This window comes from Halomonas binhaiensis, from assembly GCF_008329985.2.
Lineage (GTDB): Bacteria > Pseudomonadota > Gammaproteobacteria > Pseudomonadales > Halomonadaceae > Halomonas > Halomonas binhaiensis.
Genome location: NZ_CP038437.2, coordinates 3356907 through 3375075 on the forward strand (window position 1 = coordinate 3356907; position 18169 = coordinate 3375075).

Below are 18169 nucleotides of genomic sequence, written 5' to 3' on the forward strand. Positions count from 1 at the left end.
AGGGAATTCACCATGACCGACCAGACATCGGATAACAACATACCGGATGAACTCCGCGAACTGGGCATCAACATGCGCGTGGTCACGGAGGCGATTGATGCGCCTCCGCAGACACCCAATGTGGATGTTGACCTGGAGCCTGAAAACAGTACCGCACTTCGCATCGTGCGAGAGGCAGCTTACATGCTACCCGTGGTGGGTAATGTCATGTCGCTGGCAGATGTGGCCCAGGATGTCATGGTGCTGTGCGAAGACGATGAGAAAGGGTTGCCGAATACCCAGAACACCTGGCTATGGGTCATTCTCGTCATCGATGCTGTCGGGGTCATTCCTGCTGCGGGAAATGCCTCACGCTCCATTCGAGCAGGTGCCCGGGAAGCCATTCTGACCTTCATTCGTGGCGAGGGCATTGCCATCGTCGCCGAAATTTTATGGGACAAGGCTGGCGGCGCAGCGCTGGACTTTGCCGCCAAAATGCATAAATGGCTGGAGCAGCAAAAACCTGAACTGAAGAAGTTCATTTCAGATATCGTTTCCAAACTGCAGTTGCTAGTTGCCAACCCCGTAGATGGCGCGCAGCAGTTGGGGCTTATTGAAAGCAACCCCGGGTTCTGGGATTTTTACGAACGCGGCAAGACATATGGATTCGAGCTCTTCGACAAACTGATCGAAGCCTTTGGTGAAGATGCCCGCCAAGCGCTGCTCCAGGCCTTGAGTGACCTGGGTGTAGCTGCCAAGGACATGGTCATCAAAGCCATCGACAACCTGCTTCCCGTGGTGGTGGGTTTGGCGGTAGCCATGGTTGCCTACAAGACCCGCAAGGCCAATGTGACCAAACGGGCACAGGCCAGCACAGGGCAACCCAATCGACATCAGCTCAACGCCAGAAGACAGCAATCAACACATGAAGGACGCAAGCCCAGCAAGACCCCGGCGAACTGTGCCTGTGGTGTTGCCGGAGCGAAAGTCCCGTTACAGACAAGTAATCACCCCATCGACTATGCCATGGGGGACGAAAACCTGTGGCATACCGATTTCCACGTTGCAGGCTTGATGGATGTCGAGTGGGTGCGTTTCTACCGTTCCAGCATCGACCAGCTTGATGACAGCGAACTCGGTGCACGCTGGAGTACGCCCTACCACCAGCGTTTCGAGCGGCATGGAGAACAACTGGTCTTCATCGATGTCCTGAACCGTGCTCTCGACATTGAGCCTCTCGCCATCGGTGAGAGCCGCATCCAGCCCCGCGAACGCTTCACGCTCAGCCATCCCGATGCAGATCATTACGTTCTGAGTTATCTGAACGGCACTACTGAGCGCTATCAGCGACTTCAGACAGCCGATGACAGCACTATGCATTTCCGCCTGGTGGAACAGCGCGAGCGTGATGGCCGCGCTCTGACCCTGAGCTACCGTAACGGCCGCCTGGATCGCATCACCGATGGCGCAGCACTGGAGCTTGGCTTCCACTATTACGACAACGGCCTGCTTGAGCGGGTGGTTCGCAGCTATCCACAAGGCTCTGACAGCTCGGAAACGCTGCATGAGCCAGAAGTCCTTGCGCTGTATGCCTACGACGATGAGCGCAACCTGATTACTCATCAAGATGCGCGAGACTATCGCCGCGAGTACTGCTACACCCATCACCTGCTCACGCACTACACCAACCTCAATGGCCAAGGTGTCGAGCTGACCTGGGAGTGGCCGGGCAAGGATGCAGGGGCACTGCCGGAAGCGCGTGAAGCACGCTGTGTGCGTACTCGCCTGGAAGATGGCAGCGAAGATACCCGCTTCGAGTACCATCGCGAGCTTTGGTATACGCGGGTGACCGACGCCCAGGGTGTCGTCACTATCTATCGCTACAACTATCACAACGAGATCGAATCGATCTCACATCCTTTCAACCCAGAGCTGGGTAGTGAATATTGGCAATGGGATAGCCAGGGGCGCATGGTCGCGCATACCGACGGTGAGGGGCGCTCGAGCCACTACCGCTATGACGACCAGGGACATGTCACCTCGTTCACGGATTCAGCTGGCCTCACAACCAGTATCGAGTACAACGAGCAGGGACTTCCTGTACGTGTCACTGACCCGGAAGGACGAATCCACGAGACGCGCTTTGACCGCAATGGCTTGCCGACGCAGGAGGTCGACCCCAGCGGTCGCAAGACCACCTTCGAGCACAACGCGCGAGGCCTGCTCACTGCGCTGACCGATGCCGCCGGCAATACCTACCGCTACGAGTGGAGCGATCAGGGCCTGCTGGTCAGTGCCAGCGACTGTTCCCAGAAGACTACCCGCTACCATTACGACCATCGCGGTCATCTCTGCGAGGTGGTCGATGCGGCAGGCAACCGCACGCATTACGCCCTGGATGCCGGCGGCTTACTACTGAGCATCCAGCATGCCGATGGCGGTGCCGAGATCTTTGCCCACGATGGTGAAGGCAACCTGATCGAATATCTGGACCCTGCTGGCCACAAGACCCGCTACCGTTATAACGCCGAAAACCTGTTGCTGGAGAGACGCGACCCGTTGGGACAGTCTCTCTCCTATCAATATGATCACCTGAATCGCCCGACTCATCTGACCAACCAGAACGGTGATACCTGGAGCTTCCGCTACGACGGCAGCGGCCGGGTACTGAGTGAGCGCGGCTTCGATGGCCGCACCAAGACCTATCAGTACGACATGGCCGGCCATCTGGCGGAAATGCACGAAGGCGAACAGGTCACACGCTTCCGCCGGGACAGCTTCGGCCGGTTGCTCAAGCGCACCACCGAACGCCCCGGCATGCCCCCGGTGAAGACAGACTTTGCCTACGATGCCCTGGGCCGCCTGGTGCGTGCCGCCAATCTCGACAGCGAGACCCGTTTCCATTTCGACGCTGCCGACAACCTGGTCGCCGAGATACAGCACCACCAGTTGCCCAATGGCAGCGAATATCGCGCTGTCACTCGTCACACCTACGACGCCCTGGGTAACCGCGAGGCCACTACCCTGCCGGATGGCCAGACACTGAGCTGGCTGCGCTATGGTTCTGGCCATGTGCATGCCATGGCCCTGGACCAACAGGAGCTGATCGGCTTCGAGCGTGACGACCTGCATCGCGAAGTGCGCCGTCATCATCGCGGGCGCGAGACCCAACTGCGTTATGACCCGGTCGGCCGCCTGATTGGACAGGAAGTGCATCAGGCCGGCGGACGCAAGATCCAGCGTCAGTGGCACTATGCCGAGAACGGCCTGCTCACGGCCATCGATGACAACTTGCGCGGCACCACTCGCTATGGCTACGACCCGCTGGGTCGACTGAAAAGCGCCATTTCGCCTGTTCGCGAAGAACACTTCGCCTTCGATCCGGCGGGTAACCTGGTCGATCCCCAGGACGCAGGCGATGACGGGACCACCGCAGCCACCCGCTGGCGGCAGGAACGTCCGCGTGACGCATTCGACCATGAGCCGCACGAGCGCATTCGTGTGGATTATCCCAATGCGCCCAAGCTGTCACCGGCCATGGGCAACCTGCTCAAGCGTTATGCGGGCACCCATTATCACTACGACGACTTTGGCAACCTGCAGCGCCGTATCGCCCCCAACGGCGAAACCTGGGAATACCGCTACAATGCCGAGCATCGCCTGATCGAAGCCAGCCGCTTCGCTCAGGCCCCGGCTGCCGGCGATGACAGCACGCCGTTGACCCGCGCCCAGTACGCCTATGACGCCCTGGGACGGCGGACCTACAAGCACGTCGAACAACAGCATCAGCCCAGCGAACTGACCGTGTTCACCTGGGACGGCGACCTGCTGCAGAGTGAAGAGCGCTTCCAAGGCAATATGCAAGCATCACGCGCCTTCGCCCTGCCCGAACTGGAACCAGAAGACCCGGCACGCCGCTTCTCGCTACCGCGGGCCCAACGCCAGCAGATGCTGACCGAGATGCCCGGCATCATTCCGCTGCGTCGTGTGGTGTACCTGTTCGAACCGGACAGCTTCATTCCCGCCGCCAAGCTGGAAGCCCAATACGAAGCCGTCGCCCAGGCCACTGGTACACAAGCCTACGGTTTTACCCTGTATCAACTGGCGCAACCCGCGCTCTATTACTTCCAGACCGACCACCTCGGCACCCCGCTGGAAGTCACCGACAGCGACGGCCAACTCGCCTGGGTCGGACACTACCGCGCCTGGGGCAAGCTGGAAAAAGCCAATGACGGCAACAACCGCCAAGCCGCCACGGAAAACCCCTTCCGCTTCCAGGGCCAGTACCACGACCCCGAAACCGGACTGCACTACAACCGCCACCGCTACTATGATCCAGAGATAGGCCGCTTCACCACCCAAGACCCTATCGGTCTGTTGGGTGGCGAAAACCTGTATCAGTACGCACCCAACCCGACTGGGTGGGTGGATCCGCTGGGGTTGAGTAAACAGTGTTGCAATAAGAAAACCTCGTATGAGGCAGCCAGTAGAAGAGATGCTCTCCGACAGGCGAAAAGAGACGCCGGGGTTCCTAATGCTCAGCAGCCCGAGGTTAGACATACTCCTCTGCGAGATGGAAATGGACAAAAAATTATTGGCTCTGATGGGGCGCCAGTTATGACTCGTGAGTATCATTACACAAATACAGATGGTTCTCCTGTAATGATACAGGAACATAGCTTGGGTCATGTAAAAGCAGAACCCTTGCGTGGAGCTGAACCTCACTTCAATGTAAGGCCTATTGATAACCCGAATACAGGCCACGTCCCTGGTACTCATGGACATTATAATTTCTAGAGGCTGTAGTTTATGGATTTCTTGGATCTAATAGATAGAAATGTGTTCCTCACCAAAGTTTTTCCTGACGGGCTCAATGAGCCGGTGAAAATAGGAAAGCTATGTCTTGAGGTTGGAGGGAGATCCTCTATCAATATTCATGTCAAGAAAAAGCCTGATATTGAAGTCAAGAAATGGGGAGAATGGGGAAAAGACTACAATACAATTGTATTGGTTTTATCAGGCGGGAGAGTTGATGAAATAAAGGCAACTAATTGGGAAAAATCTGATTACCAAGATATTCATATAAAATCTATCGAGAAAAAGTACTTGGTATCACAAAAAGGCCAAGATTGGGAAGTTGAGTTTTCTACAGATGGGTTTGTTTTTCAAGAATGTAGAGTATATTTTGATGACTCAACATCGAGCTAGGCACAGGATATTTGGTTTTCTCCCCATAAGATCATCAAATCCATAACATAATTTAATTGCTGAAAAAACATCATTTTTATCAAGCTGGCGGTGTACCACTTCAACAGTATATGTAGCGGACATCGCCTAATCCGGTATTTTAATACTCTAGAAATACGACCCTAGAGATAGGCCGTTTCACTACCCAGGACCCCATCGGTCTGTTGGGTGGAGAGAACCTGTATCAGTACGCACCCAACCCGACTGGATGGGTGGATCCGCTGGGGTTGAGTAAGTCTCAAGGAAGTTCATGTTGTAAATGCTTGTATCGAGGCGTCAGTTCAGGTCACCCTGCTTTAGGTGAGGCAAAACAAGGCATTGTTCGACCAGCAAAATCTGGTGCAAATTTGACACCAGAACAACATGCAGAAGGAGGGTTAACAGGAGCAAGTCAGTATGTATCATGGACTCCTGATAAGTCCCTTGCATTACAACATGCCAATAAAGACGGTGCTGGTGGCGTGCTTCCCACTGTTCCACAGGGTGCTCCTAAACCCGGCGAGCCTTGGTCATGGGGATGGACACATATCAATGACTGGGGAGAAGTGGAAATGCTTCAAGAAGGAACACGAACAGGTGTGCATGTTTCACGAGAAGGATGTCTATGATGATGGATAATCTTAAACATGCGCTATTTTTGCTTAGACAAGGAGACTCCTTGGGGCTATCTGTAGAAGCTAATTGCATATTGGCATCTCAATCCATTGATTTATATGGAGTAAACCCAAGAACATGCTTGGTTTCTTTTGCAATAAGCCAAGCTGAGCACAGAGAAAAACTGACAGAAAAAAACAATCTGCAAGCCTTTGGCATGAAGGAGTTAGTCAAATCACTTCAATCATACAAAGAAGATAAAGAAATATTTTACTATTTTATAAAAACAGAAAAATACTCTGGTGAAGTATATTATACTGGAGATATTTTGATAGGATTTCAATTCGTTAAACGAGGTAAGTCGAAATCCTTAAGAGGGTTAAATCCAAGTATTTAAATCTACATGCTTCATATCAAAAAAATGAAATATGTAGACTACAGCTTCCATTGTTCTTATGACCCACAGAAACAACCCACCAGGCTTGATGGGAGGAGAGAGACTTTATCAGTATTCACCATTCCTCAGTCTTGCGAGAAAAAGGGTTTAATATATGATCATTGAGAGACTAAAAGCATTTGGCACTAAAGTAGGATCTGAAGAGCAGATTGAGCTTGACGAAGTCTCAATCTTAGCTTCTCCTAATGACCTCAAAACTCTGGGGAAATTCTTGATTGAGTCTGCAGAGGATATGTAAGAAATCTTGTGGACTTAGCCTACAATCATGAGAGACCGCTCCAAGCATATTGACTTTTCATCGAAAAAAACTGACTAAGACGGTATACATTTACACAGCATACAAGCTGCTCTGATTGATTGAAGATTTTTGCCAGAAAGAGGTCGATAAAGGCCAGCACTATCGAAGGTAGCTCTTTTACAATTTACTCATAATATCCTTCCATTTCGGGCAACCATTATCTTGTATGCCCCGTAGCGGCGGCTACAGCACCTGACCAACCAGAACGGTGATACCTGGAGCTTCCGCTACGACGGCAGCGGCCGGGTACTGAGTGAGCGCGGCTTCGATGGTCGCACCAAGACCTATCAATACGACATGGCCGGCCACCTGGCGGAAATGCACGAAGGCGAACAGGTCACACGCTTCCGCCGGGACAGCTTCGGCCGGTTGCTCAAGCGCACCACCGAACGCCCCGGCATGCCCTCGGTAAAGACAGACTTTACCTACGATGCCCTGGGCCGCCTGGCACGTGCTGCCAATCTCGACAGCGAGACCCGTTTCCACTTCAATGCCGCCGACAACCTGGTCGCCGAGATACAGCACCACCAGTTACCCAATGGCAGCGAATATCGCGCTGTCACTCGTCACACCTACGACGCCCTGGGTAACCGCGAGACCACTACCCTGCCGGATGGCCAGACACTGAGCTGGCTGCGCTATGGCTCTGGCCATGTCCATGCCATGGCCCTGGATCAACAGGAACTGATCGGCTTCGAACGTGACGACCTGCATCGCGAAGTGCGCCGTCATCATCGCGGCCGCGAGACCCAACTGCGCTATGACCCGGTCGGCCGCCTGATTGGACAGGAAGTGCATCAGGCCGGCGGGCGCAAGATCCAGCGTCAGTGGCACTATGCCGAGAACGGCCTGCTTACGGCCATCGATGACAACCTGCGCGGCACCACTCGCTATGGCTACGACCCGCTGGGTCGACTGAAAAGCGCCATTTCGCCTGTTCGTGAAGAACACTTCGCCTTCGATCCGGCCGGTAACCTGGTCGATCCCCAGGACGCAGGCGATGACGGGACCACCGCAGCCACCCGCTGGCGGCAGGAACGTCCGCGTGACGCATTCGACCATGAGCCGCACGAGCGCATTCGTGTGGACTACCCCAATGCGCCCAAGCTGTCACCGGCCATGGGCAATCTGCTCAAGCGCTACGCGGGCACCCATTATCACTACGACGACTTCGGCAACCTGCAGCGCCGTATCGCCCCCAACGGCGAAACCTGGGAATACCGCTACAATGCCGAGCACCGCCTGATCGAGGCCAGCCGCTTCGCCCAGGCCCCGGCCGCCGGTGATGACAGCACACCACTGACCCGCGCCCGGTACGCCTATGACGCCTTGGGACGGCGGACCTACAAGCACGTCGAGCAACAAGGCCAAGCCAGCGAACTGACCGTGTTCACCTGGGACGGCGACCTGCTGCAAAGTGAAGAGCGCTTCCAGGGCAATATGCAGGTATCACGCGCCTTCGCCCTGCCCGAACTGGAACCGGAAGATCCGGAGCGCCGCTTCTCGCTGCCTCGGGCCCAACGCCAGCAGATGTTGACCGAGATTCCCGGCATCATTCCGCAGCGCCGTGTGGTCTACCTGTTCGAACCGGACAGCTTCATTCCCGCCGCCAAGCTGGAAGCCCGCTACGAAGCCGTCGCCCAGGCCACTGGCACACAGGCCTACGGCTTCACCCTGTATCAACTGGCGGAGCCTGCGCTCTATTACTTCCAGACCGACCATCTCGGCACCCCGCTGGAAGTCACCGATAGCGACGGCCAACTGGCCTGGGTGGGCCACTACCGCGCCTGGGGCAAGCTGGAAAAAGCCAATGACGGCAACAACCGCCAAGCCTCCACGGAAAACCCCTTCCGCTTCCAGGGCCAATACCACGACCCCGAAACCGGACTGCACTACAACCGCCACCGCTACTATGATCCAGAGATAGGCCGCTTCACCACCCAGGACCCCATCGGCCTGCTGGGTGGCGAGAACCTGTATCAGTACGCACCTAACCCGACTGGATGGGTGGATCCGCTGGGGTTGTCCGGTAGCCCAGCAACGGCAACTCATATCACTTATCAAGGAATCGATGCTACAACAGGTAAACCGTACATTGGTTACGCGAGCATGCAAGGACAACATACGGCAGAAGAAGTGCTGAATTACCGGTACGGCGGAAACTTCGAGCGTTTCGGTGGCCAAGCACCTGATGTACTGTATGACGGCTATGGGCAGGCAGGAAAAAACACTGCTCGAGGATTGGAGCAACGGTCATTTGAAAAGCTTGGGGGCTTAGAAGGTACAGCCAACAAACAGAACCCGGTTGGTCCGAACAATCCACGAAGAGATGACTACCTTGCTTCGGCAGATGAACACATGAATGGTGGAAGAAATGGAGGGCGCTGCTGTCGCAGACGTTGACCTATGGCCAAAAGAGTTGTCTGGAAAGTTGGAGATATTGTCAGCATTAAGCTGCGTGAGGATCTGTACACGCTGGGACAGATGCTGACCAATCCAGCAATGCGGTTCTATGATATCAGCAATAGCGATGGCGTCTGGGAGAATGTGGATCTGAACACTATCTCTCCCCTGTTTAGGGTCTTTGTTGGGAAGGCCATAAACAAAGACCTAGTTGTGGAAAAGGTTCAAGTGAAGTCAGTAATATCTAGTGGTAAACCGTACGAACCCCACTGGATCAAGCCTTACACTCTTGCTATGGATGAGAGCCACTATCCTGGCCAGCAAGGCGATTTTCCATTCATGGGAGGTAGAGTCATCGACCTTGGTCCTGATGGAGGAATAAGTACAACGTCTGCTCCGGTGGTGAAAGAAGACCTTACTCTACCTGATGATAGAGAAATAATAGAGAGTCTTGAATTGACTAATATGTGGAGTAGTGAAGATCTCGGGGATCGACTTCGTCGCTACTTTGATTCTGGTATTGACAGAGACGATCTCAAATTTGAGGTATTCCCGGGACTTTGGGAAGACAGGGAGCAACTACGGCCTTTAACTAGACGTCTACCAGTTCCTTTTCGGTAAGTTTCATACATTAATCACGCACATGCTCTACTTTACTCAGTGCATGTGCGTAAAACCGCTCCTAGGGCAAGTACTACGACCCCGAAACCGGACTGCACTACAGCCGTCATCGCTACTATAGATGTAGAGAAAGATAGGTGTCGGAGAGATTGCTTTTTATAGAAACGAATTTCTCCTTATTTAATCGCGGATATATTCATAGAATGATAACTCTCGGCTAAGGAGAGCCAACATGAGAAAATTAATTCCTGTGTCTTTAGCAGCTGCTGTGGTAACCGCCCTTGTCTCTGGATGCACCTACACATCTTCCCAAATGATTGCCCCTCATAAATACAAAGCAGTGAGTAGCGGTAGCATAGCTAATTCAAAGGAACAGCATCTTAAAAATATACGTGACGAAGCTCAGGAAGTTTGTGGCGATTCCAACTACACCTTGGAGGGCAGTAAAGATGATGCCTACTTGAGATATACGCCTACGATGGTTGGCCCCACACCTGTTACCGAGCTTGAACTGATTTTTGAATGCCACTAGGGCTTTTATTGGCGTTAGCTCTTTCACAATTTACTTATAATACTCCTCCATTTCGGGCAACCATTATCTTGTATGCCCCATAGCGGCGACTACAGCACCTGACCAATCAGAACGGTGATACCTGGAGCTTCCGCTACGACGGCAGCGGCCGGGTACTGAGTGAGCGCGGCTTCGATGGCCGCACCAAGACCTATCAATACGACATGGCCGGCCACCTGGCGGAAATGCACGAAGGCGAGCAGGTCACACGCTTCCGCCGGGACAGCTTCGGCCGGTTGCTCAAGCGCACCACCGAACGCCCCGGCATGCCCTCGGTGAAGACAGACTTTACCTACGATGCCCTGGGCCGCCTGGCACGTGCTGCCAATCTCGACAGCGAGACCCGTTTCCATTTCGACGCTGCCGACAACCTGGTCGCCGAGATACAGCACCACCAGTTGCCCAATGGCAGCGAATATCGCGCTGTCACTCGTCACACCTACGACGCCCTGGGTAACCGCGAGGCCACTACCCTGCCGGATGGCCAGACACTGAGCTGGCTGCGCTATGGTTCTGGCCATGTGCATGCCATGGCCCTGGACCAACAGGAGCTGATCGGCTTCGAGCGTGACGACCTGCATCGCGAAGTGCGCCGTCATCATCGCGGGCGCGAGACCCAACTGCGTTATGACCCGGTCGGCCGCCTGATTGGACAGGAAGTGCATCAGGCCGGCGGACGCAAGATCCAGCGTCAGTGGCACTATGCCGAGAACGGCCTGCTCACGGCCATCGATGACAACTTGCGCGGCACCACTCGCTATGGCTACGACCCGCTGGGTCGACTGAAAAGCGCCATTTCGCCTGTTCGCGAAGAACACTTCGCCTTCGATCCGGCGGGTAACCTGGTCGATCCCCAGGACGCAGGCGATGACGGGACCACCGCAGCCACCCGCTGGCGGCAGGAACGTCCGCGTGACGCATTCGACCATGAGCCGCACGAGCGCATTCGTGTGGATTATCCCAATGCGCCCAAGCTGTCACCGGCCATGGGCAACCTGCTCAAGCGTTATGCGGGCACCCATTATCACTACGACGACTTTGGCAACCTGCAGCGCCGTATCGCCCCAACGGCGAAACCTGGGAATACCGCTACAATGCCGAGCATCGCCTGATCGAAGCCAGCCGCTTCGCTCAGGCCCCGGCTGCCGGCGATGACAGCACGCCGTTGACCCGCGCCCAGTACGCCTATGACGCCCTGGGACGGCGGACCTACAAGCACGTCGAACAACAGCATCAGCCCAGCGAACTGACCGTGTTCACCTGGGACGGCGACCTGCTGCAGAGTGAAGAGCGCTTCCAAGGCAATATGCAAGCATCACGCGCCTTCGCCCTGCCCGAACTGGAACCAGAAGACCCGGCACGCCGCTTCTCGCTACCGCGGGCCCAACGCCAGCAGATGCTGACCGAGATGCCCGGCATCATTCCGCTGCGTCGTGTGGTGTACCTGTTCGAACCGGACAGCTTCATTCCCGCCGCCAAGCTGGAAGCCCAATACGAAGCCGTCGCCCAGGCCACTGGTACACAAGCCTACGGTTTTACCCTGTATCAACTGGCGCAACCCGCGCTCTATTACTTCCAGACCGACCACCTCGGCACCCCGCTGGAAGTCACCGACAGCGACGGCCAACTGGCCTGGGTCGGCCACTACCGCGCCTGGGGCAAGCTGGAAAAAGCCAATGACGGCAACAACCGCCCAGCCTCTACGGAAAACCCCTTCCGCTTCCAGGGCCAGTACCACGACCCCGAAACCGGACTGCACTACAACCGCCACCGCTACTATGATCCAGAGATAGGCCGCTTCACCACCCAGGACCCCATCGGCCTGCTGGGTGGCGAGAACCTGTATCAGTACGCACCGAACCCGACCGGGTGGGTGGATCCGCTGGGGTTGAGCAAGAAAAAGTGTAAAGGTTGTAAGACCCCATCATCACCAGGATCAATGCAGAAAGAAGTTGAGCGCGGCCAAGCACCTCGGGAAGTGGCTCGAGTTGACCGAGGACACATCCCAGAGCAAGAGCCACATGTTCATTATACTGATGGCACATCTTCCACAGTGAGTGGTGGAGTACACGACGCTCATCGTGGAATCCCCAGTCCGTCGAAGAAAACCAAAAAATGGCTGAATGGCCATGGATGGGAAGCCCCAAAGTGATTGAGGAAATATGAATATTTACGGATATGAAAGTGAAGATGGTGATTTGCTTAAGATGCAAGAAATCACTTTACAAGCAGATGCAGATGAACTTAAAAAACTTTCAAAATTTATTGATAATACAATTAAATTAATAGAAGAGAATGGAGATAGTTTTGGCCATGAACACTTCTCGGATTTTTCTGGTATGAAAGACGGACCTGACATAATTATCGCCAAGTAAATATTGATACAAAATCTCTTTGAGAGAGGCTATGCCTCTCTCAAAGATGATGTGGTTAAGGCAAAAAACGAATTCCACCGGTTGAGTGGATCCATTGGGATTGAGTAAATGCAAGCACAATGACAACGGAAAATACTTGCTGAAATTGATAATGAATGATAGAAATTCGAAGCTTTACACTATCGTGCGTAAAGCAACTCATAAACGATGGGACCCAATCGGGATTTTGTCATACTCGAATGAAGTTCATGTTGTAAGTGCTTGTATCGGGGCGTCAGTTCAGGTCACCCTGCTTTAGGTGAGGCAAAACAAGGCATTGTTCGACCAGCAAAATCTGGTGCAAATTTGACACCAGAACAACATGCAGAAGGAGGGTTAACAGGAGAAAATCAGTATGTATCATGGACTCCTGATAAGTCCCTTGCATTACAACATGCCAATAAAGACGGTGCTGGTGGCGTGCTTCTCACTGTTCCACAGGGTGCTCCTAAACCCGGCGAGCCTTGGTCATGGGGATGGACACATATCAATGACTGGGGAGAAGTGGAAATGCTTCAAGAAGGAACACGAACAGGTGTGCATGTTTCACGAGAAGGATGTCTATGATGATGGATAATCTTAAACATGCGCTATTTTTGCTTAGACAAGGAGACTCCTTGGGGCTATCTGTAGAAGCTAATTGCATATTAGCATCTCAATCCATTGATTTATATGGAGTAAACTCAAGGACATGCTTGGTTTCTTTTGCAATAAGCCAAGCTGAGCACAGAGAAAAACTGGCAGAAAAAAATAATCTGCAAGCCTTTGGCATGAAGGAGTTAGTCAAATCACTTCAATCATACAAAGAAGATAAAGAAATATTTTACTATTTTATAAAAACAGAAAAATACTCTGGTGAAGTATATTATACTGGAGATATTTTGATAGGATTTCAATTCGTTAAGCGAGGTAAGTCGAAATCCTTAAGAGGGTTAAACCCAAGTATTTAAATCTACATGCTTCATATCAAAAAAATGAAATATGTAGACTACAGTTTTCATTGTACTTATGACCCACATAAACAACCCACCAGGCTTGATGGGAGGAGAGAGACTTTATCAGTATTCACCATTCCTCAGTCTTGCGAGACAAAGGGTTTAATATATGAACATTGAGAGACTAAAAGCATTTGGCACTAAAGTAGGATCTGAAGAGCAGATTGAGCTTGACGAAGTCTCAATCTTAGCTTCTCCTAATGACCTCAAAACTCTGGGGCAGTTCTTGATTGAGTCTGCAAAGGATATGTAAGAAATCTTGTGGACTTAGCCTACAATCATGAGAGACCGCTCCAAGCATATTGACTTTTCATCGAAAAAAACTGACTAAGACGGTATACATTTACACAGCATACAAGCTGCTCTGATTGATTGAAGATTTTTGCCAGAAAGAGGTCGATAAAGGCCAGCACTATCGAAGGTAGCTCTTTTACAATTTACTCATAATATCCTTCCATTTCGGGCAACCATTATCTTGTATGCCCCGTAGCGGCGGCTACAGCACCTGACCAACCAGAACGGTGATACCTGGAGCTTCCGCTACGACGGCAGCGGCCGGGTACTGAATGAGCGCGGCTTCGATGGCCGCACCAAGACCTATCAATACGACATGGCCGGCCACCTGGCGGAAATGCACGAAGGCGATCAGGTCACACGCTTCCGCAGGGACAGTTTCGGCCGATTGCTCAAGCGCACCACCGAACGCCCTGGCATGTCCCCGGTGAAGACCAGCTTTGCCTATGATGCCCTGGGACGGCGGACCTACAAGCACGTCGAGCAACAAGGCCAACCCAGCGAACTGACCGTGTTCACCTGGGACGGCGACCTGCTGCAAAGCGAAGAGCGCTTCCAGGGCAATATGCAGACATCACGCGCCTTCGCCCTGCCCGAACTGGAACCGGAAGATCCGGAGCGCCGCTTCTCGCTGCCGCGGGCACAGCGCCAGCAGATGCTGACCGAGATGCCCGGCATCATTCCGCAGCGTCGTGTGGTCTACCTGTTCGAACCGGATAGCTTCATTCCCGCAGCCAAGCTGGAAGCCTGCTACGAAGCCGTCGCCCAGGCTACCGGCACACAAGCCTATGGCTTCACCCTGTATCAACTGGCGCAACCCGCGCTCTATTACTTCCAGACCGACCACCTCGGCACCCCGCTGGAAGTCACCGACAGCGACGGCCAACTCGCCTGGGTGGGACACTACCGCGCCTGGGGCAAGCTGGAAAAAGCCAATGACGGCAATAACCGCCAAGCCTCTACGGAAAACCCCTTCCGCTTCCAGGGCCAATACCACGACCCCGAAACCGGACTGCACTACAACCGCCATCGCTACTATGATCCAGAGATAGGCCGCTTCACCACCCAGGACCCTATCGGCCTGTTGGGTGGCGAAAACCTGTATCAGTACGCACCGAACCCGACTGGGTGGGTGGATCCGCTGGGGCTGAAGAAGTGCCCTTGTAATGTTAAGTTTAAAAGGTGGAAGGCTGGTGATGCTATCGATAAGCCCATGCCTGATGGCTCAGACCCTTCGTGGGATACTGTGCGATCTAGGTATTGGAAAAATCGAGCCGCGACCTCATCAGATGAGTTTTCGGTTGATAATATGCGCAGGATGAGATCAGGAAAAGCACCTCTGGACTTTAACCCAAGAACTGGAAACTTTGAATCTCGAGAATTACATCATGTTATGCCACAGAGAGCAGGTGGTAGTAACTCTCCACTTAACCTACGGGAACTGACGCCAGACCAACATGGAGCAGTGGATGCTTTCAGGCACACAGTTCCAACTACCGGAGGAATTTTATGAATAGTGATGAGTTTCACCAATCTGTTTCTGTTTTTATTGATTTGCCTAAGGAGTTTTCTCCTGGCGAAATCAATAGGCTGCTAAAAAGCAATGGAGCAACTCTTGATTATGATGTTTATAGCTTTTATAGACAGGAAGAAGGGCCTATCTGGCAATCAGAGTCCATTGTCCAGATTAGACTTTTTCATTCAGAGAAAGAAGTAGACGCCCAAGGTATAGTTGATAGAATTGAGCTAGAGTACCCGCTTGCTACTATAGACTCATCTTATATTAATGAGTTTGCCAGACTGACTTCTTTGTTAACTAAGACGTTTGATGGGGTGGCCACATTGAATGGTAATAGTGTCACTAAAGATGGTCTTATATCTTACTGTGACACACTGGTTTCAGACCTCATGGAAACATGGGGTGAAGAACCGGGGAGTAAAAACCTTCGGATAATGATTGAGTCAATTTATCGATAGTTAAATATATTTTCTCGCCCACAGGATCTGAGTATGAGATCTATCTACTAAGATAAAGTATTTCACGCAGTTTCTGCGGGCGAAATCCATCGAAAATAGCGTTTTCATCACAAAAAATGCCAAGATTGCAAAGTTCAACTTCCTACAGATGATTTTTATTCTCAAGTTAAGAATATACTTTGCGGTTTGATTTTAATTATAAAAATCATTCATTTTATATGGCTTTGTTAAAATAAAATTATCATTTTAAATGAAAACATAGTTTTTGTGGCACTGATTTTTCTTTCATGCCTCTATCAGCTCTATACAGAGAAGGCGTAGAATTCTAGACCATTCTTATGACCACCAAAATGAACGTCCTAAAAAATCAAGAAGCATATATTAATACCAGATAAATAAGCAACACTAGAAATGGTAGCGTCCCTGGAACGCAAGATCACTATACTTTTGGAGATTAACATATGTGTTCATGGGTAGAATTATTAACTGAAAGTAAAAAAATATCCTCAATTTTTTGGAGCGATCCCCTTCTTCTTGAGGATGTTGAACTACATGAGATCAATTTCCATCGGGATGGACCTAAAGTTACACTGAGGATGGATCTAAAAAATTACCCTTCCAATCCTCCTAAAAAGTGGCGATTAAACAATTATAACACTGTTCAAGTTCATCTTGAATTTTTAGATATTCAGTCGTGCACCTTGGAAAACTGGACAAAAACCAGCTATAGATTGAAACTAGACATTAATATGGAAAGCGACCTTGTTTCACTATCAGCAGCCAGCGATGATTTTAAAATAAAACTTAAGTCAAAATTTCTATATGTGTCAGATATTACAGCTTATCAAAATTCGCTCAGCGATGATCAAGAAATAAAAGATCATAAGAATTAATTTTCTATGTAATCTCGTTAATATCTCACATAGACCTTGGTCTTTAACATATTTCTACTGCTCTAGTAACTCGGCGACTGCTGGAGCCCATTACTAGTCTAATCTCCGGGCGATGTTGTGCCTTACCATTCTCCGAGCGCCAGCAAGTGCTGACCGATAGCGACGGCCAGCTGGCCTGGGTCGGCCACTACCGCGCCTGGGGCAAGCTGGAAAAAGCCAATGACGGCAACAACCGCCAAGCCTCCACGGAAAACCCCTTCCGCTTCCAGGGTCAGTACCACGACCCGGAAACAGGGCTGCACTACAACCGCCATCGCTACTATGATCCAGAGGTAGGCCGCTTCACCACCCAGGACCCCATCGGCCTGATAGGGGGCGAGAACCTGTATCAGTACGCGCCTAACCCGACTGGGTGGGTGGATCCACTGGGGTTATGCAGATATTTGCTAGGAAATAAAAAGCAAAAAGTAAACAGTGCAAGTGAAGGCGATATTGTTAGGACTCCAACAACTCACCCTGAAGATTTTTCTAGGGTTAGAGGTGGTGGATATAAAAATGATCATACTGGAGAGCTGTGGAGTAAAAGCAATACTGCCCACAGCGATAAAGCCGGTGAATGGAAAGTAGGCATTGGCAAAGCTGAGCCAAAGCCCCGTCAGAAAATCACAGTTGGAATGAGTGATGGAAAAATTATCAAAGTTGATAAATAGTTCTTTCTCACTGGATGAGATTGATTTTAGTGGCTTTAGTTCATCACCAGGATGGGTGGGGTACTTCGAACTTGTTGATGATTTTAGCTTTTCACAAGTCGATCACGCATTTGAGTTATTTAATGAGTTCTTCAATAGTTCGTTAAATGGTTTTTTTATTTTAAGTGCTCTTTCTTATTGTGACAATAAAGAAGATGACAATGAGGTTATTACAAGATATGGAAAGTATTATGAAATAGTGAAAGAAAAAAAACTGATAAAGCCAATGACGCCTGAATTTGAGTCATATTTATGGGGGGATAGAGACATGCCCGCCAATTTCTTAACCATCGAATTTTCAAATGAGCTTATCGAACCAATTTCTAAGCTTATTATGTGTCATGCAGGAATTGTGGGACAGTCCTTATTTCTAGTCCACCCAGAACTCAATATTGTCATCTATCCACATGAGGACATTGGGTTCGGATGTATCTCACTGAATGGCGATAAGTCCACAGCTGTTAATTTTTTGAAACACTGTCAATCTTCCTCAAGCTTTAGAGTTACTTTTGGATAGTATTCGGTCATAGCATATAAATGGAGAATACATAATATGAACCAACCAAGATAGGAACGACATTATCTCTAGGCCTGACCATTGTCATGTCTGATCAAGAAAGAAAGGCTAACAATAGCAGTGCAGCTGCCTCCGGTACCCCCTTCCGTTTCCAGGATCA

General features: G+C 51.4%; 16 protein-coding genes and 1 pseudogene. All 17 read left to right on the plus strand.

Going from position 1 to position 18169, the window contains the following annotated elements:
- The first annotated feature begins 12 nt into the window (after window positions 1–12).
- Window positions 13–4776, plus strand: coding sequence for an RHS repeat-associated core domain-containing protein (locus E4T21_RS14720; RefSeq protein ID WP_149285780.1), 4764 nt, complete (start codon window positions 13–15; stop codon window positions 4774–4776).
- Window positions 4777–4788: 12 nt separating this feature from the next.
- A complete protein-coding gene (locus E4T21_RS14725) occupies window positions 4789–5187 on the plus strand; it encodes an Imm50 family immunity protein (protein ID WP_149285781.1) in 399 nt (132 codons plus the stop codon).
- A gap of 167 nt (window positions 5188–5354) precedes the next feature.
- A pseudogene (locus E4T21_RS21700) lies at window positions 5355–5444 on the plus strand (RHS repeat-associated core domain-containing protein); the annotation flags it as partial.
- A 9-nt stretch (window positions 5445–5453) separates the two neighbouring features.
- The gene (locus tag E4T21_RS14730) at window positions 5454–5834 is read left to right on the plus strand and encodes a hypothetical protein (protein WP_187775007.1); all 381 of its coding nucleotides are present in this window, start codon (window positions 5454–5456) and stop codon (window positions 5832–5834) included.
- The gene (locus E4T21_RS14735; protein WP_149285782.1) at window positions 5831–6217 is read left to right on the plus strand and encodes a hypothetical protein; all 387 of its coding nucleotides are present in this window, start codon (window positions 5831–5833) and stop codon (window positions 6215–6217) included. Before E4T21_RS14730 ends, E4T21_RS14735 begins: the two co-directional genes overlap by 4 nt.
- Window positions 6218–6872: 655 nt before the next feature.
- Window positions 6873–8978 (plus strand): RHS repeat-associated core domain-containing protein, encoded by a 2106-nt coding sequence (locus E4T21_RS14745; RefSeq protein WP_149285783.1) that lies wholly within the window; start codon window positions 6873–6875, stop codon window positions 8976–8978.
- A 3-nt stretch (window positions 8979–8981) separates the two neighbouring features.
- Entirely contained in the window at window positions 8982–9599 is a 618-nt protein-coding gene (locus tag E4T21_RS14750) for a hypothetical protein (RefSeq protein WP_149285784.1), read from the plus strand.
- A 232-nt stretch (window positions 9600–9831) separates the two neighbouring features.
- Window positions 9832–10131, plus strand: a complete 300-nt coding sequence (locus E4T21_RS14755; protein WP_149285785.1) for a hypothetical protein — start codon at window positions 9832–9834, stop codon at window positions 10129–10131.
- Between the two features lie 203 nt (window positions 10132–10334).
- Entirely contained in the window at window positions 10335–11282 is a 948-nt protein-coding gene (locus tag E4T21_RS14765; RefSeq protein ID WP_149285786.1) for an RHS repeat domain-containing protein, read from the plus strand.
- A gap of 53 nt (window positions 11283–11335) precedes the next feature.
- On the plus strand, window positions 11336–12322 hold the full coding sequence (locus E4T21_RS14770; RefSeq protein ID WP_240349163.1) for an RHS repeat domain-containing protein: 987 nt from the start codon (window positions 11336–11338) through the stop codon (window positions 12320–12322).
- Between the two features lie 10 nt (window positions 12323–12332).
- Window positions 12333–12545 (plus strand): hypothetical protein, encoded by a 213-nt coding sequence (locus E4T21_RS14775; protein WP_149285787.1) that lies wholly within the window; start codon window positions 12333–12335, stop codon window positions 12543–12545.
- Between the two features lie 602 nt (window positions 12546–13147).
- Window positions 13148–13534 carry a hypothetical protein gene (locus tag E4T21_RS14780; protein WP_149285788.1) on the plus strand — a complete coding sequence of 129 codons (387 nt, stop codon included), beginning with the start codon at window positions 13148–13150 and terminating at the stop codon, window positions 13532–13534.
- Between the two features lie 655 nt (window positions 13535–14189).
- Window positions 14190–15386 carry an RHS repeat-associated core domain-containing protein gene (locus E4T21_RS14785; protein WP_149285789.1) on the plus strand — a complete coding sequence of 399 codons (1197 nt, stop codon included), beginning with the start codon at window positions 14190–14192 and terminating at the stop codon, window positions 15384–15386.
- Window positions 15383–15850, plus strand: a complete 468-nt coding sequence (locus tag E4T21_RS14790) for a hypothetical protein (protein ID WP_149285790.1) — start codon at window positions 15383–15385, stop codon at window positions 15848–15850. Before E4T21_RS14785 ends, E4T21_RS14790 begins: the two co-directional genes overlap by 4 nt.
- A 461-nt stretch (window positions 15851–16311) precedes the next feature.
- Window positions 16312–16743, plus strand: a complete 432-nt coding sequence (locus E4T21_RS14795; protein ID WP_149285791.1) for an Imm50 family immunity protein — start codon at window positions 16312–16314, stop codon at window positions 16741–16743.
- Between the two features lie 146 nt (window positions 16744–16889).
- Window positions 16890–17453 (plus strand): RHS repeat-associated core domain-containing protein, encoded by a 564-nt coding sequence (locus E4T21_RS21555; protein WP_275898202.1) that lies wholly within the window; start codon window positions 16890–16892, stop codon window positions 17451–17453.
- Window positions 17425–18009: a hypothetical protein gene (locus E4T21_RS14805; RefSeq protein ID WP_149285793.1), complete on the plus strand. Its 585-nt coding sequence runs from the start codon at window positions 17425–17427 to the stop codon at window positions 18007–18009. The genes E4T21_RS21555 and E4T21_RS14805 overlap by 29 nt, the downstream gene beginning before the upstream one ends.
- Window positions 18010–18169 lie beyond the last annotated feature (160 nt).

Coding starts and splice junctions, on each gene's coding strand:
- E4T21_RS14780 (WP_149285788.1), top strand. CDS start 13,148: ATGATGATGGATAATCTTAAACATGCGCTATTTTTGCTTAGACAAGGA.
- E4T21_RS14725 (WP_149285781.1), top strand. CDS start 4,789: ATGGATTTCTTGGATCTAATAGATAGAAATGTGTTCCTCACCAAAGTT.
- E4T21_RS14805 (WP_149285793.1), top strand. CDS start 17,425: ATGGAAAAATTATCAAAGTTGATAAATAGTTCTTTCTCACTGGATGAG.
- E4T21_RS14755 (WP_149285785.1), top strand. CDS start 9,832: ATGAGAAAATTAATTCCTGTGTCTTTAGCAGCTGCTGTGGTAACCGCC.
- E4T21_RS14775 (WP_149285787.1), top strand. CDS start 12,333: ATGAATATTTACGGATATGAAAGTGAAGATGGTGATTTGCTTAAGATG.
- E4T21_RS14735 (WP_149285782.1), top strand. CDS start 5,831: ATGATGATGGATAATCTTAAACATGCGCTATTTTTGCTTAGACAAGGA.
- E4T21_RS14750 (WP_149285784.1), top strand. CDS start 8,982: ATGGCCAAAAGAGTTGTCTGGAAAGTTGGAGATATTGTCAGCATTAAG.
- E4T21_RS14790 (WP_149285790.1), top strand. CDS start 15,383: ATGAATAGTGATGAGTTTCACCAATCTGTTTCTGTTTTTATTGATTTG.
- E4T21_RS14765 (WP_149285786.1), top strand. CDS start 10,335: ATGGCCGGCCACCTGGCGGAAATGCACGAAGGCGAGCAGGTCACACGC.
- E4T21_RS14720 (WP_149285780.1), top strand. CDS start 13: ATGACCGACCAGACATCGGATAACAACATACCGGATGAACTCCGCGAA.
- E4T21_RS14795 (WP_149285791.1), top strand. CDS start 16,312: ATGTGTTCATGGGTAGAATTATTAACTGAAAGTAAAAAAATATCCTCA.
- E4T21_RS14745 (WP_149285783.1), top strand. CDS start 6,873: ATGGCCGGCCACCTGGCGGAAATGCACGAAGGCGAACAGGTCACACGC.
- E4T21_RS14785 (WP_149285789.1), top strand. CDS start 14,190: ATGGCCGGCCACCTGGCGGAAATGCACGAAGGCGATCAGGTCACACGC.